Genomic DNA, 14,576 nt, shown 5'->3' on the forward strand with positions numbered 1-14,576 from the left:
AGCACCGGTCGTCGCCGTCAGGTCGATATGGAGGGTTCGACAATGGCATTGGCAGCCGTGTTCGCACGTCTGTTCGGTGATGATCCGCCGATCGAGTTCCGCGCCTACGACGGTAGCCGGAGCGGGCCTTCCGGCTGCTCATCGGCCATAGTGGTCAACTCTCCGCTGGCACTGGCACACCTGGCCGCGGCTCCGGGGGAACTGGGGCTGGCGCGGGCCTACATCAACGGCCACCTCGAAGTGCGGGGCGACATGTACACCGCCCTGGCCGCGTTTCCGTCCGTCGTGATGTCCGAGGTTTCCTGGAAGCTGCGTGCCGAGCTGGCGGTGAGGCTCGCGGGGTACCGCTTCTGGTGGCCCGTTCGGCCGCCGAAGCAGGAGAACCGCCTCCACAACGGCAGGAGACATTCCAAACACAGGGACAGCGAAAGCGTCTCGTACCACTACGACGTGTCGAACCTGTTCTACGAATGGGTGCTCGGCTCCTCGATGACCTACACCTGTGCGGTGTTCGAGCGAGCCGACGCGAGTCTGGAGCAGGCGCAGTACACCAAGCACGATCTCGTCGCCCGCAAGCTGGGACTCGAACCGGGCATGCGGCTGTTGGACATCGGCGCCGGGTGGGGCGGCATGGTGCTGCACGCGGCCGAGCACTACGGTGTGCGCGCCATCGGGGTCACGCTTTCGCGGTCCCAGGCGGAGTGGGCGCAGCGGCTCATCGCCGACCGGGGACTGAGCGAGTTGGCCGAGGTGCGCTATCAGGATTACCGTGACGTTCCGGAGTCCGGCTTCGACGCGGTGAGCTCGATCGGGCTCACCGAACACATCGGGCGGAAGCGGCTGTCGGAGTACTTCGACTTTCTGCGGGGCAAACTGCGTCCCGGCGGGAGACTGCTCAACCACTGCATCACACGTCCCGATGGTTCTTACCCGGCCAGGGCGGGCAAGTTCATCAGCCGCTACGTCTTCCCCGACGGTGAGCTGGAACCGCCCGGCGAGCTCATGTCCCGGATGCACGACCACGGCCTGGAGGTGCGGCACGAGGAGAACCTGCGTGAGCACTACGCGCTGACACTGGCGGGTTGGTGCGCGAACCTGGAGCGCAACTGGCGTAAGGCCGTTGCCGAGGTGGGACCTGCCCGAGCCAGGGTGTGGCGGCTGTACATGGCGGCATCCCGGCTGGCCTTCGAGAGCAACGAGATCCAGCTGCACCAGATGTTGGGGGTGCGTTCGGCGGGCGGAATCAGCCCCATGCCGCTGCGTCCGGACTGGTGAGTCGAACCCGGTCCCGTACCGGGGCTCCCCTTCCACCGCACCGGTTCCCCGTGCCGATTGAAACTCGCTCGCGGTGTCCTTCCCGGACACCGAGCGAACAACGAGGCCCGGTCCGGTGATGGACCGGAGCTCGTTGCCGCGAGAACGTGCTTCAGGTGAACGTACTACGGGTGCGGGGTCTCTTGAACGCGTCGATCAGTCGTTCGGCGCCACCTCGTCCAGGGACACCGCTGGGATCAGTTCGGACACCGGCTCGCGTACCCACCAGGCGCCGGACCGGCGTTTTTCGGTCGCGGTGCTGAACCGGTAGCGGAACAGCCGGGCACGCACGTAGCGCGGGGCGTTCTCCCGGAACGGGTTGTGCCGCAGCAGCGACAGGATTCGCCGTTCGTCGCGCAGCATCGCCACCAACAGCCGTTCCAGCCATCCCCTTCCGTAGGACGGTGAGATCGCCACGAACCACATCAGCCAGTCCAGCCGCAGGTGATACGGCGCCACCTGCGGGGAACGCCGCGTCGGGTCCCCAGGTTTGCCCCGGAAGCCGTACTCCCGCCATTGGCCGTCCGCGCCGTAACCCTCCAGCACCACCTCGAACCGAACCCTGGTCACGCTGCCGAAGGCGCCGTAGGTGTTGGCCAGGTGCAACTTGTTGAAGCTGCGGTTCATCACCTGACCGCGCCCGATCATGTTGCGGATCGGCCAGTAGCTGAGCACGAGGATCAGCACGGTCAGGGCCGCCACCGTCGCCCGGTACCACATCGGACCGGTGGTGCCGGGCACCGAACCCGGGGTGAGCGCGTCCACCGGTATCCAACCGAGCAGCGTGGTGTCCATCGCCGCGAACGCCAGCGTGATGGTGATCAGGTTCAGCCAGGCGAAGTTGCCGCTGAGCATCAGCCAGACCTGCGTCACGATCATGATCAGCGCGGCGATCGTGGCCACCGGCTGCGGTGCCAGCAGCCCGAACGGAACCACCAGCTGGGTGAAGTGGTTGGTCAGCACCTCCACCTTGTGCAGCCCGCCGGGCAGCCGGTGGAAAACCCGGCTCAACGGGCCGGGCATCGGCTGTGTCTCGTGATGGTGGTGCAGCGCGCTCAGGTCGCGCCAGGAGGGGTCACCCCGCATCTTGATCAGCCCCGCACCGAACTCGACCCGGAACAGCAACCAGCACAGCAGCCAGATCACCAACACGGGTGGTTCGATGTGAGCCGGTCCGAGGAACACCGCGAGAAAGCCGGTTTCCAGCAGCAGCGACTCCCAGCCGAAGGCGTACCAGATCCGGCCGATGTTGACCACGGACAGGTACAGCGCCCACAGTACGAACCACACCGCCATCGAGCCCCAGAGCGGGAGCAGGTCTGCCAGCCCGCAGAACGCGGCCACGCTCAGCAGCAGCCCGAACCAGCCGCAACACAGCACGAACCGGTCAGAGTAGTACAGGTGGAACAGGCTGGGGGCGCGACGGAAGCTCACGGCGCGCAGAAAGCGCGGTGTCGGGGTGAGTCCGTGCGAACCGAGCAGGGCGGGAAACTGGTTGATCACACACAGGAAGCCCATGGCGTAGCACAGCGCGAGCAACCGCCGCACCACGAACCGCGCCGGGCCGTACTCCGGTGCCCAGAACCAGTCCCAACCCATCGCCGCTCCGCTCCACGACCCGACCGGCCCGCGCGGGTGTGGATACGGCGCGGGCCTCCTCCGGTGGGACGGTAGGAGCGTTACCGACTCCGGTCGAACTTTCGGCACGCGGTGGCGCGCCGCGTCACCGCCTCAGGCGGTGTTTCGTCAGCTGTCGCCGTCGCGGCTGACGCGGACCATCTCGTCGCGTTCGACGACCTTCATCCGCTCCCGGCCGCGCTGCTCCCCGAGGGAGCGTTCGTGCTCGTCCAGCAGGTTCCAGCCCTGCCAGGTCGTGTAAGCGACCCCGCGCTCCGAAAGCATGCGCGGGACGGCCTCCCCGTCGTGGCCCGCTGCCTCGGTGATGTCGGCCAGCATGTTGTTCACCGTTTCCAGCGCGTCGCCCTTGGTGTGGCCGATGAGTCCCACCGGGCCGCGTTTGATCCAACCGGTCGTGTAGACGCCGGGTATGTGCGCGCCGTCCATGTCCAGCACCCGACCCCCCTCGTGCGGGATCGTGCCGGAACGGTTGTCGAACGGGATGTCCGGCAGTGCCGAGCTGAGGTAGCCGACCGCGCGGTAGACCGACTGCACCTCGATGGTCTCGAACTCGCCGGTACCGTTCACCGAGCCGTTGCCGTCCAGTTCCATGATCTCGGTGCGCAGCCCCTCGACCCGGTCCGTTCCGAGTACCTCGACCGGTCGCCGCAGGAAGTGGAAGTGCAACCGCCGCCGCGTGTCGTTCTTCGGATCCCGCAGTGCCCAGTCCTGCAGCGTCTTGACCACGGACTTGACCTGGTTGTTGGTCCTGATGGCCTCTTCGCTGGCCTCGTCGAGCTCGAATCCCTCCGGGTGCACGACCAGTTCCATCTCCGACTGGTGGTCGAGCTCGCGCAGTTCCAGCGGAGTGAACTTGGTCTGGGCGGGACCGCGCCGTGCGAACAGGTGCACGTCGGTCACCGAGGAGTCGCACAGCGCCCGATACACGTTGTCCGGGATCTCCGTGCTCAGCAGGTCGTCGGCCTGCTTGGCGAGCACGCGTGCGATGTCCAGGGCCACGTTGCCCGCGCCGAGCACGGCCACGCTGCTCGCGTCGAGGTTCCAGTCGCGAGGTGCCTCCGGGTGCCCGTCGTAGAACGAGATGAACTCGGAAGCGCCGTGGCTGTGCGGCAGGTCGATCCCAGGGATGTCGAGCTCGCGGTCGTCGGCGGCTCCGGTGGAGAACACGACAGCGTCGTAGTGCTGTCGCAGATCCGCCAGCTTGCAGTCCACGCCGTACTCCACGTTGCCGAAGAACCGGATCTCCGGTTTGTCCATCACCTTGTGCAGGGCGCTGACGATGCCCTTGATGCGGGGATGGTCGGGTGCGACTCCGTACCTGACCAGTCCGTACGGCGCGGGCATTCTGTCGAACAGGTCGATCTCGACCGGTGTTTCGGATTTGGTCAGGATGTCCGAGGCGTACACGCCGGCGGGGCCGGCTCCGATCACTGCTACTCGAAGCGGATGGCTCACGGCGGTCCTCCTGGGCGCGGTGCCCTCGCGTTGCTGACTGAGATCGGTTCATGGGCGGGGCCTGACCGGCGCCCGTTCCGCACTGCCGAGAACCTCGGCTCGCGGTCGGTCGCCCGGCGAATACGACCCTCCCCGAACAGCTTAGGCATACCTAAATGCCTGACCCGCGATGTGGACGGGTGACGCTGGTTACACCCCCGATCGGAGTAGTGGCTTATCGAAAGGGGGTAGGTACCGACCGTGTGTGATCAGGAGCGTGCGGTGAGGGATAGGATTCGTGTTGATCTCTCGGTGGTGTTCCCGGTGAAGCCGGGACGGGGTGGGCGCACCGTGGACCGAACGAACCAAACACAAGCGGGCCGAGGTATCGGGGGGTGCCGTTGGTGGCCCACGACCAAAGGAGCTTCCATGACCGACCCGAATCGGTTGCCCCCGGACGTGGATCTCGAGACAGCCAGCGCGGCGCGGTGCTACGACTACTATCTGGGCGGCTCGCACAACTTCGAGGTCGACCGTGAGCTCGGCCGCAAGGCCGAGGAGCGGGTGCCGCACATCAAATCACTGGCGCAGGACAACCGGGCCTTCCTGCGCAGGGTGGTCCGGTACTGCCTCCAACGGGGAATCCGGCAGTTCCTCGACATCGGCTCCGGCATCCCCACCGTCGGCAACGTGCACGAGATCGCCCAGGAGATCGACCCGGAGTCGCGGGTGCTCTACGTCGACAACGAGCCGGTGGCCGTCGCGCACAGTCGTACGATCCTGCGGGGCAACGAGCGCGCCGATGTCGTGCAAGCGGACCTGACCGAGATCGACGGAATCCTCGGGTCGGAACAGGCCGCGCGGTTGTTGGACCCGGAAGAGCCGATAGCCGTGATGATGGTCGCGCTGTTCCACTTCGTGCCGGACTCGGCGCGCCCCGCCGAGATCATCCGGAGTTACCACGAGCAAATGGCGCCGGGAAGCTTTCTCGGCTTCTCGCATGTCACCAGCGAGGACTATCCCGAGTTCACCCAGAGCCTGGTCGACCTCTACCTCAACAGCAGTAATCCGGCTACCGCCCGTGACCGCGCCGAGATAACGAAGTTACTGGCGGACTTCGAGCTGGTCGAGCCGGGAGTGGTCCACGTGCCGGACTGGCGCCCGGAAACCGAGGAGGACCGTTGGCAGGATCCGGCGCGCTCGCTGCTCTACGGCGCGCTCGGCCAAAAGGTGTAGTCCGATGAACGACACTTCTTCGGAACCGGGTGGTTCCGACCCCGAAGAACCCGCGGCCGCGTCCGAGCGGGAGCCGCGCGTGGCGGAGTTCGCCCGCCAGTGGGCACGTGTGGTGATCGGCACGAGTTACGTGCCGATGGGACGTCCCGAGCTGTGGGAGTTCCTGGAAGAGCGCGCCGAACGGTTGCTGCGAGCGCTGACAGCGGACTCGTTCGACCCCGGAAACGTGACCGAGGTGGCCGCCGATCTGGTCCGGATCCACCTCGTCGACCCTCTCGCGCTGCGCCGCACGCTCGAACTGCTCGGTTCGCGGCTGCCGGAGCTGGCTCGGGAGCTGGGAGCCGTTCGTGGCGACACCACCGAGCGGATGAACGAACTGCTGGCTTCGTTCGGCGAGGGATTCGCCGCCGCGGCCAAGCGGCGTGTGCTCGCCGATCAGGAGCTCGTGCAGCGGGCGGTGCGTGACGCCCGGGACGTGGCCGAGGAAGCGCTGCGGGCCAGTGAGGCACGTTTCCGGGCGGTGTTCAACACCTCCGCGTTGGGCATCGCCATCGTGGACCTGGACGGTGGGGTGCAGGACGTCAACGAATCGATGGGGACGATCTTCCGCACCGATCCCTCGGAACTGCTCGGGTGTCGGATCCTGGACCTGTGCGACCCCGAATATCGGGAGGACGTCCAGCACAACCAGGACGCGCTCGTGGCCGAGGTGTACGAGCGGTTCATGGTGGAGGTCCCGTTCACCACCGACGACGAGTCGGTGGTGTGGACCCAGGTCTCCGGTGCGCTGGTGCGAGACGCCGATGGTGAACCGGAGTACCAGGTGGTGCTCTACGCCGACATCACCGACCTGCGGCTGCTCAACGAGCGACTCAACACGCAGGCCACCACCGACCCGTTGACCGGGCTGGCCAACCGCACCCGACTGACCACGGAAATGGACAAGGCCCTGGCTCCCGGAACGGGCGGACGGCGCGTCGGGATCTGCTACTTCGATCTGGACGGTTTCAAGACGATCAACGACAGTCTCGGGCATCCGATCGGCGATGAGCTGCTGCGCACCGTGGCGCTGCGCATGAAGGAGGTCGCCGAACAACGCGGTGCGCTGGCGGCCCGGATGGGCGGCGACGAGTTCGTGCTGCTCGTTCCGGACACCGACGGGCCGGGTGGGATGGTGCCGCTCGTCGAGCGGACGTTGGAGGTGATCCGGCAGCCCGTGCGGATCGGCAGCCACGAGTTGAAGGCCTCCGCCAGTGCCGGGGTGGTGGAGCGACCGGTCGCGGGTACCGACGCGCAACTGCTGCTACGTGAGGCCGACATCACGCTGTACCGCGCCAAGGACGAGGGCAAGGCGCAGTGGGTGCTCTACGACGAGGAACGCAACAGCGAAGCGCGTCGCAGGTTCGAGCTCTCGGCCACCATGCCCGCCGCGTTGGACAACAACGAGTTCTTCGTGGAGTACCACCCGGTACGCAGCCTCGACGACGAGCGCATCGTGGCGGTGCACGCCGAGCTGCGCTGGGATCACCCCGAGCTCGGCGAGCTTGCCCCGGCGCGCTTCGTCGAGCTGGCGGAGAACACCGGGATGATCACTCGTTTGAGCGACTGGTTGTTGCGGCAGGTCTGTGAGCACGCCCGTGGCTGGCTGCGCCGGTTGGGCGATCGCGCACCGGTCGCGAGCGTCGATCTGTCCGGGAGGTATTTCCGAGATCCGGACCTGGTGAACGATTTCCGGGGTATCCTCGCCGACAGCGGAGTAACCGCGGATCGGCTGCGGCTGGGAGTGCCGGAGGACGCGTTGTTCGACGAGGTCGGCGATCCGGTGGACACCATCGGCATCGTTCGCGAGTTCGGCGCGGGGCTGGCGATCCGCGATTTCGGTACCCGCTACACCGACACGCGCGGATTGCGGGACCTGCCGGTGACATCGGTGCACATCTCGGGCCAGTACCTCGCCCGGCTCACCGATCGGCCGGAGTCCGACCCCCTGGACGAACACCTGGCCGACAGCGTGATCACCGCGGCCCGGTTGTTGGGGATGTCGGTGGTGGCCAGTGGAGTGGACACCCGCGGGCAGGCCGCACGGTTGCGCGAGAAGGGTGTCCAAGCGGTGCGGGGCCGCCACGCGGGTGAACCGTTCTCGGCCGGTGAGGTGGAGCAGGTGCTCGCCGACTCGTTGGAGGGGGCGGGGTGAACCCGCCCCACCGGTTCGCGGCCGGTCCGGTGCGGGCCGGTCCGGAGTAGGGCCGGTCCGGAGTAGGGTCGGTCCCGTGTGGGGAGGCCCACGAGCCGGATGACGGTGACCGTGGCGGCGGCCGATAGCATCGACAGGAGAGTTTCCCGGTTCGGCGGTGGGCTTCTCCCCGAGACCCCGCCGAACCGGGTCCCGGCACACGTTCGTTCGAGCAGCAAACCGTAGGAGTAACCGTGTCAGTCTCGCCGTCCCAAGCCCAGCAGGAATCCCGGGTGAAGGTACCGGCGGGCACTACGGCCGGCGACGCCGTGCAACAGGCGGGGTTGCCTTCCAAGGGCCCCGAGGCGATCGTCGTCGTGCGCGACGACGAGGGACAACTGCGTGACCTGGCCTGGGTGCCCGAAACCGACACCGAGGTGGCGGCCGTGGCGGCCGATACCGAGGAGGGGCGCAGCGTCATCCGCCACTCCACAGCGCACGTGCTGGCGCAGGCCGTGCAGCAGCTGTTCCCCGAGGCCAAACTGGGCGTCGGACCGCCGGTCAAGGACGGTTTCTACTACGACTTCGACGTCGATCGGCCGTTCACCCCGGAGGACCTGCAGGCGCTGGAGAAGCGCATGAAGCAGCTCGTCAAGTCCGGGCAGAAGTTCAGTCGCCGCGAGTACGCCTCGCTGGACGACGCGCGTGCCGAACTGGCCTCGGAGCCCTACAAACTCGAACTCGTCGATCTCAAGTCAGGCTCAGACGAGGTCGACACCAGCGAGGTCATGGAGGTCGGCGACGGTGAGCTGACGGTCTACGACAACATCGACCGCCACGGGGAGACCGTGTGGGGCGACCTCTGCAGGGGGCCGCACGTGCCGCACACCCGTTTCCTGCCCGCCTTCAAACTGACCCGGGTCGCGGCCGCCTACTGGCGCGGCGACCAGAGCAACCGGCAGTTGCAGCGGATCTACGGCACCGCCTGGGAGTCCAAGGAGGCGCTCGAAGCGCACCTGGAGTGGTTGGCCGAGGCCGAACGCCGGGATCACCGCAGGATCGGGGCGGAGCTGGACCTGTTCTCCTTCCCCGAGGAGGTCGGCTCCGGGCTGCCCGTGTTCCACCCCAAGGGCGGCATCATCCGCCGCGAGCTGGAGGACTACTCCCGGCGCAGGCACGAACAGGCCGGGTACCAGTTCGTCAACTCGCCGCACATCACCAAGAGCGCGCTGTTCGAGACCTCCGGGCACCTCGGCTGGTACGCCGACGGCATGTTCCCCCCGATGCACCTCGACGAGGAGTACGACGAGAACGGGGAGCTGCGCAAACCCGGGCAGGACTACTACCTCAAGCCGATGAACTGCCCGTTCCACAACCTCATCTACCGCTCGCGCGGGCGCTCCTACCGTGAGCTGCCGCTGCGGTTGTTCGAGTTCGGGTCGGTGTACCGCTACGAGAAGTCCGGGGTGGTGCACGGCCTCACTCGCGTGCGCGGCATGACCCAGGACGACGCGCACATCTACTGCAGCCCGGACCAGTTGCAGGCCGAGCTGAAGTCGCTGCTCGGCTTCGTGCTGGACCTGCTGCGGGACTACGGGCTGGAGGACTTCTACCTGGAGCTTTCCACCCGCAACGAGGAGAAGTACTCGGGCACCGACGAGCAGTGGCAGCGCGCCACCGACTCGCTGCGCGAGGCCGCCGAGAGCTCGGGGCTGGAACTGGTTCCGGATCCGGGTGGCGCGGCCTTCTACGGCCCGAAGATCTCCGTGCAGGCCAAAGACGCCCTCGGCAGGAGCTGGCAGATGTCGACCATCCAGGTCGACTACGACCTGCCGGAACGGTTCGACCTGGAGTACACCGCCGCCGACGGTTCCAAGCAGCGCCCGATCAAGATCCACCGAGCGCTGTTCGGCTCCATCGAGCGTTTCTTCGGTGTGCTCACCGAGCACTACGCCGGGGCGTTCCCCGCCTGGCTCTCGCCCGTGCAGGCCGTGGGGATCCCCATCGCCGACGAGCACCTGCCGCACCTGGAGCGCGTCTTCGACACGCTGCGGTCCAACGGACTGCGGGTCGAGCTGGACAGCGGGGACGACCGGATGCAGAAGAAGATCCGCAACCACACCACCCAGAAAGTGCCCTTCATGGTGTTGGCGGGCGGCAAGGACGTCGAAGCCGACGCGGTCTCGTTCCGCTTCCGCGACGGGAGTCAGCTCAACGAGGTACCGGTCGAGCAGGCAGCGGCGGCGCTGACCCGTTGGGTGGAGCGTCGCGAGAACGCTTCGCCGAGCGCGGAGAACTTCGGAGCGGAGCTGGCGTGACACGACTGCCCCACAACGGCGCCGACGACGAGCCGGAGGAGCCCGAGACCGGTGCGGGAACCTCCGGCCTCGGGGAATCAAGCCCGGTGGACGATTCGGACCCGGAGACGAGCACGCAGCGCGGTATCGGGGTCCCCGACGCGTTGCAGCGGTTGTGGACCCCGCACCGGTTGACCTACATCCAGGGTGAGAACAAACCCAGCGGGGAGAACAGCGACGGTTGCCCGTTCTGCCACCTGCTCGGCGACGATCGTTCCGACGAGGACTCGCTGATCGTGGCCAGGGACGAGCTCGTGTTCGCGGTGCTGAATCTCTACCCCTACAACCCCGGTCACCTGATGGTGCTGCCGTACCGGCACGTCGCCGACTACACCGAGCTCACACCGGGGGAGACGGTGGCCGTCGCCGAGTTCACCCAGCGTGCCATGCGGGTGATTCGCAGCGTATCCGCGCCGCACGGCTTCAACATCGGACTGAACCAGGGGCCGGTGGCCGGGGCCGGGATCGCCGCGCACCTGCATCAGCACATCGTCCCGCGCTGGGGTGGCGACTCCAACTTCATGCCGGTGATCGGCCACACCAGGGTGCTGCCCCAGTTGCTTGGTGACACCCGCGAGCTGCTGTCCGAGGCCTGGCAGCGGGTGGAATGAGTTTTCGGGGCCGCGCGATCGTCCGCGCGGCCCCGATGATCTCTCGGCCCCGTGGGATCAGTTCCGCAGGGTGGCCTCGATCTCCAGCGTGATCTTGACCTTCTCACCGAGCATGGCCCCGCCGTCAGGGCCGACCTTGAAGTCGGTGCGGTTCAGCGTGGTGCTCGCCGAAAGCCCCAGCAGCTTGCCGCCGTCCGAGGTGTCGGTGAAGCCGCCGGGTTCGGTTTCCAGCGACACCGGCACGGTGACGCCGTGGAGGGTGAAGTCACCGTCGATGATCCAGTCCTCGCCGTCCTGGCGGATGCCGGTGGACCGGAAGGTCGCGGTCGGGTAGTTGTCCGTGTCCAGGAAGTCTTCGTTGCGGACGTGGGCGTCCCGGTCGGCGTTGCCGGTGTTGATCGAGGCGGCGTCGATGGTGGCGGTCACACTCGACTCCAGCGGGTCCGCCGCGGTGACGATCTGTCCCTCGAACTTGTCGAAACGCCCGCGCGAGCGCCCCACCCCCATGTGGCGCAGGGTGAACTCGATGTCGGAGTGCACCGCGTCGATGTCCCAGGTGCCCACGGTGTAGCCGGGGATGGAAGTGGTTTCGGTCATGTCGGGACCTCCGGAGGGAGTCGGGAATAGTTTCCGAGCAAGACAACGCCTTGCCGGGTCCTGGCAATCCCTGGTGTGGCGGAACTCATTCCGGATGAGTCGTTGGTGCGTGGTGCGTGGTGCGCTGCATTGCGCTGATCGCCGCCGGTTAAGCTGCGCTGTGCGGGTGACTGCCCGTACGGCGGCGGATGAAACGAAGCGATGTTGAACGTTTTCGCGCGACCCTCGATTTCCCGGATCACCGACCCGGTCGGTGCATGGTTGGTACGGCACCGGGTATCACCCAACGTAGTGACGGTGGTGGGTACCGTGTGCAGCGTCGCCGCTGCCGTGACGCTGTTCCCGCGCGGCTGGCTGTTCACCGGAACCCTGGTCGTCACGGTCTTCCTGCTGTTCGACCTGCTCGACGGCGCGGTCGCTCGCGCCTCGGGGCACGGCGGTGACTTCGGGGCCGTGTTGGACGCGGGCTGCGACCGCATCGCCGACGGCGCGGTGTTCGGCTCGCTGCTGTGGTGGGCGCTGGTCACGAGCGGGAACGAGACACGTGGGCTCGCGCTGCTGCTCTCGTTGGTGGCGGCCCAGGTCATCTCCTACGTCAAGGCGAGGGCGGAGGCGCAGGGCCTCTCCGCCACGGCGGGGGTGGCCGAACGGGCCGAACGGTTGGTCGTGCTGCTGGTCGGAACGGGGCTGCACGGCTTGGGAGTGCCGTACGTGCTCGACGTCGCGCTGTGGTTGCTGGCCGCGGCTTCGGTGTTCACCGTCGGACAGCGGCTGGCAGGCGCTTACCTGTCGCGGCAGGGGAGTTGAACCGGCCTCCGAACACCGTCGATTTCTCGCGAAATCGCCGCTCCGCTGGGGCGGCACGGCAGAGGTGGGCGTCAATTTCTCGCGAAATCGCCGCGCCACCAACGCCGACGAATAGCCGCACTCCCACCACCCTCGCAGGTCGCACTCCCACCACCCCCGCAATCGGCACCGCCGCGGGTTCTCGCGTGCGGCTCTCGCGAGGACGGTCCCGGCGTTGTGTAGTACCTACCCGATGTCGGGGCACCCGCAGCGAGAGCCGTGCGCGAGGTTCCGCCAAGCAACCACCCCGGTAAGCCGGGCGCGTTCACCGCTCCCCGGCGGGGACGAGTTCGGAGCACCCGGACCAGCAGAGGTAGTCCTCGATGACCTCGGTGTCCTCGGCGACCAGGTCGTGGAAGGCGTTCTCGTCGGGATTGCCGCGCGGGTTCAGCGGCATGATCGCGATCTGGTACATCCCGAACCGTTCTTCGGTGCGGTAGAGCACGGCCAGCGCCCATTCACGCAGCCTGGGCAAGGCCTGGGCGTCGTCCACGCGGTCCTCGGTGGGCTGGTGGCACAGCAGTTCGGTGTAGGAACCCAGCGAGTCGGGATTGACCACCCGGTACAAGGTCATGGTGTTACGGCACATGGTTGTCTCCTGATTCGTGGCGTTCGGATCGTTCGGGTCGGTGGTAGGGGCAGTCGGGGGGGCCGAGCGGGTCGAGGTGCAGGTACAGCTCCCCGCTGCTGGTGAGGATCAGCGCGTCGAGGGGATAGCCCAGCGACAGCAGGTGGTGGTCGCCGCAGCTGTCCCGCGACTCCGAGTCGGACGGGGCAGGGCCGGTGGCGGGGTTGTACCGCACCGCAACCGCCTCGCTGCGGTAACGCTCGACCGTCCCGGCCAACCATGCCGCCGCGGCCTGCGGCGTGAACAACACCGCCACCGGCCGCCGCCCACGGCGAGACCTGGAACAGCTGGCCCGCAGACCCACATGGGCATGCCAATGCAACGCCAGGTCGTACCAAGCACTCGGCGGCGGAGTCACGAGAGCTTCCCGTCAACCGCTGGGCGAGGCGCTCTCCGCCCGACGCGCTCGCCCGGACTCACCACTGTCCAACCATCACCGCGTGACGCGAGGCGAGCAGGCGCACGACTCGCACCCACCACAACGGACACTTCCCGAGACTGGAAGCACGAGGATCTGCCTCTCGTGAACATGGGGTTGCCTCCGAGATACCCAAAGACTTGTTGATTACCAGGCAAGTATTGGTTATCTGGTAAATATCCAACAATCCTTCGATTGGGTGTTTGTCCGGTAAGCAACCGATATCTACGCTAATTTCATGGCTGGTAACAACGAGCATCCTCCGAAAGCACGTGTGCTCGGCGCGGAACTGCGACAATGCCGCGTTTCCGCAGGCATGAAGCAACGTGAACTCGCCGAGCGACTCAACGTGAGCTACGTTTCGATTTCGCGCTATGAAACCGGAGCGCGTACTCCGAATCCCGAGGATGTCGCTCAGATCCTCGCCACGCTCGGCATCACGGGCGCGAGGTACGCGGAACTGGTCGACATGGCGCGGGATGCCGACCAGCCGAATTGGCTGGACACCGGCCACACCGGCGCTCGTCGTGAACTCACCACGTTGATCGAGTTCGAGCGCACCGCTCGGCGCATCACGGATGTCGCCACCATCGTGATTCCAGGGCTACTTCAGACAGCGAACTACGCACGAGCCATCCTCGGCGAGACCAGCAGCGATCTCGATACCCGCGTGACCATGCGGGTCGGACGGCGGGACGTGCTGTTGCAGCGCGAGGCTCCCGAGTTCATCGCGTTGATCTGGGAAGCCGCGCTGCGCGAACCACTCGGCGGCCACCGGACGATGGCCGACCAGCTGCAACACATCATGACGATGAGCGAACGCCCGAACGTCACAGTGCGGGTCATTCCGATGGGAAGCACGCGGTGGCATCCCGCTCACGCCGGTGCGTTCCTCGTCTTCCACTTCCCCAGGTCAGCACCGATCGTGCACGTCGAGAACTTCCACTCGACCACGTTCTTGCACAAGAGTAGGGATGTTGCCGCGTACGATACGGCGGCGACCACCCTGCAACAGCTGGCGATGACACCGGAAGACTCGCTCGGGCTCATCGCCAAAATCAAAGACGAAATGGAAGGGCAACTATGACGATGCCCCCGCAAGGCTGGCGCAAATCGAGCCGATCCCAGCAACGTACGAGCTGCGTCGAGGTCGGCCGGGTCGACGACGGCGCGGCGGTACGCGACACCAAGGACCGCTCGCTCGGCTACTTCACCACCACGAGCACGCAGTGGCAGACGTTCCTGCACGCGGTCAAAACCGACCGGTTCAACTGACACAGCCCCGGCGACACAGCGCCTCCGACACCACCGGAGGCGCTACCCG

The 14,576-nt window shown here is 66.9% G+C and carries 13 protein-coding genes; 8 read left to right on the plus strand and 5 right to left on the minus strand.

The features are described 5' to 3' along the window. Positions 1-27: 27 nt before the first annotated feature. Positions 28-1,275, plus strand: a complete 1,248-nt coding sequence (locus ACOQFL_RS00975) for a class I SAM-dependent methyltransferase (protein ID WP_435542165.1) — start codon at positions 28-30, stop codon at positions 1,273-1,275. Between the two features lie 195 nt (positions 1,276-1,470). On the opposite strand, the gene ACOQFL_RS00980 is transcribed toward ACOQFL_RS00975, so the two are convergent. Together ACOQFL_RS00980 and ACOQFL_RS00985 are read right to left on the minus strand one after the other, a co-directional pair. Then, on the minus strand, positions 1,471-2,913 hold the full coding sequence (locus ACOQFL_RS00980; protein WP_435542166.1) for a lipase maturation factor family protein: 1,443 nt from the start codon (positions 2,911-2,913) through the stop codon (positions 1,471-1,473). Between the two features lie 147 nt (positions 2,914-3,060). Continuing rightward, positions 3,061-4,407, minus strand: a complete 1,347-nt coding sequence (locus tag ACOQFL_RS00985) for an FAD-dependent oxidoreductase (RefSeq protein WP_435542167.1) — start codon at positions 4,405-4,407, stop codon at positions 3,061-3,063. A 408-nt stretch (positions 4,408-4,815) separates the two neighbouring features. Between ACOQFL_RS00985 and ACOQFL_RS00990 the strand changes: the two genes are divergently transcribed. The 4 genes from ACOQFL_RS00990 (at position 4,816) to ACOQFL_RS01005 (ending at position 10,763) form a co-directional block, all read left to right on the plus strand. Further along, complete coding sequence (locus tag ACOQFL_RS00990; RefSeq protein WP_435542168.1) at positions 4,816-5,622, plus strand: SAM-dependent methyltransferase; 807 nt, start codon at positions 4,816-4,818, stop codon at positions 5,620-5,622. 4 nt (positions 5,623-5,626) lie between these two features. Further along, positions 5,627-7,816 (plus strand): putative bifunctional diguanylate cyclase/phosphodiesterase, encoded by a 2,190-nt coding sequence (locus ACOQFL_RS00995; RefSeq protein ID WP_435542169.1) that lies wholly within the window; start codon positions 5,627-5,629, stop codon positions 7,814-7,816. A 233-nt stretch (positions 7,817-8,049) separates the two neighbouring features. Continuing rightward, a complete protein-coding gene (gene thrS, locus ACOQFL_RS01000; RefSeq protein WP_435542170.1) occupies positions 8,050-10,113 on the plus strand; it encodes a threonine--tRNA ligase in 2,064 nt (687 codons plus the stop codon). Positions 10,114-10,199: 86 nt separating this feature from the next. Next, complete coding sequence (locus tag ACOQFL_RS01005) at positions 10,200-10,763, plus strand: HIT family protein (protein ID WP_435542455.1); 564 nt, start codon at positions 10,200-10,202, stop codon at positions 10,761-10,763. 57 nt (positions 10,764-10,820) lie between these two features. On the opposite strand, the gene ACOQFL_RS01010 is transcribed toward ACOQFL_RS01005, so the two are convergent. Then, the gene (locus ACOQFL_RS01010; protein ID WP_435542171.1) at positions 10,821-11,360 is read right to left on the minus strand and encodes a YceI family protein; all 540 of its coding nucleotides are present in this window, start codon (positions 11,358-11,360) and stop codon (positions 10,821-10,823) included. Positions 11,361-11,561: 201 nt separating this feature from the next. Between ACOQFL_RS01010 and pgsA the strand changes: the two genes are divergently transcribed. Continuing rightward, positions 11,562-12,167 carry a phosphatidylinositol phosphate synthase gene (gene pgsA, locus ACOQFL_RS01015; RefSeq protein WP_435542172.1) on the plus strand — a complete coding sequence of 202 codons (606 nt, stop codon included), beginning with the start codon at positions 11,562-11,564 and terminating at the stop codon, positions 12,165-12,167. A gap of 304 nt (positions 12,168-12,471) precedes the next feature. Here pgsA and ACOQFL_RS01020 read toward each other — a convergent pair whose 3' ends face one another. Both ACOQFL_RS01020 and ACOQFL_RS01025 read right to left on the minus strand, forming a co-directional pair. Further along, complete coding sequence (locus ACOQFL_RS01020) at positions 12,472-12,795, minus strand: hypothetical protein (protein ID WP_435542173.1); 324 nt, start codon at positions 12,793-12,795, stop codon at positions 12,472-12,474. Continuing rightward, on the minus strand, positions 12,785-13,090 hold the full coding sequence (locus ACOQFL_RS01025) for a hypothetical protein (RefSeq protein WP_435542174.1): 306 nt from the start codon (positions 13,088-13,090) through the stop codon (positions 12,785-12,787). Before ACOQFL_RS01025 ends, ACOQFL_RS01020 begins: the two co-directional genes overlap by 11 nt. Before the next feature lie 400 nt (positions 13,091-13,490). On the opposite strand from ACOQFL_RS01025, the gene ACOQFL_RS01030 reads away from it, so the two are divergent. Together ACOQFL_RS01030 and ACOQFL_RS01035 are read left to right on the plus strand one after the other, a co-directional pair. Next, complete coding sequence (locus tag ACOQFL_RS01030; RefSeq protein WP_435542175.1) at positions 13,491-14,339, plus strand: helix-turn-helix domain-containing protein; 849 nt, start codon at positions 13,491-13,493, stop codon at positions 14,337-14,339. Next, positions 14,336-14,527: a DUF397 domain-containing protein gene (locus tag ACOQFL_RS01035; protein ID WP_435542176.1), complete on the plus strand. Its 192-nt coding sequence runs from the start codon at positions 14,336-14,338 to the stop codon at positions 14,525-14,527. Before ACOQFL_RS01030 ends, ACOQFL_RS01035 begins: the two co-directional genes overlap by 4 nt. Positions 14,528-14,576 lie beyond the last annotated feature (49 nt).

This window comes from Actinopolyspora sabaoui, from assembly GCF_051225635.1.
Taxonomy (GTDB): Bacteria; Actinomycetota; Actinomycetes; order Mycobacteriales; family Pseudonocardiaceae; genus Actinopolyspora.

Coding starts and splice junctions, on each gene's coding strand:
- ACOQFL_RS00990 (WP_435542168.1), top strand. CDS start 4,816: ATGACCGACCCGAATCGGTTGCCCCCGGACGTGGATCTCGAGACAGCC.
- ACOQFL_RS01020 (WP_435542173.1), bottom strand. CDS start 12,795: ATGTGCCGTAACACCATGACCTTGTACCGGGTGGTCAATCCCGACTCG.
- ACOQFL_RS00980 (WP_435542166.1), bottom strand. CDS start 2,913: ATGGGTTGGGACTGGTTCTGGGCACCGGAGTACGGCCCGGCGCGGTTC.
- ACOQFL_RS00995 (WP_435542169.1), top strand. CDS start 5,627: ATGAACGACACTTCTTCGGAACCGGGTGGTTCCGACCCCGAAGAACCC.
- ACOQFL_RS01010 (WP_435542171.1), bottom strand. CDS start 11,360: ATGACCGAAACCACTTCCATCCCCGGCTACACCGTGGGCACCTGGGAC.
- ACOQFL_RS00975 (WP_435542165.1), top strand. CDS start 28: ATGGAGGGTTCGACAATGGCATTGGCAGCCGTGTTCGCACGTCTGTTC.
- ACOQFL_RS01030 (WP_435542175.1), top strand. CDS start 13,491: ATGGCTGGTAACAACGAGCATCCTCCGAAAGCACGTGTGCTCGGCGCG.
- ACOQFL_RS01035 (WP_435542176.1), top strand. CDS start 14,336: ATGACGATGCCCCCGCAAGGCTGGCGCAAATCGAGCCGATCCCAGCAA.
- pgsA (WP_435542172.1), top strand. CDS start 11,562: ATGTTGAACGTTTTCGCGCGACCCTCGATTTCCCGGATCACCGACCCG.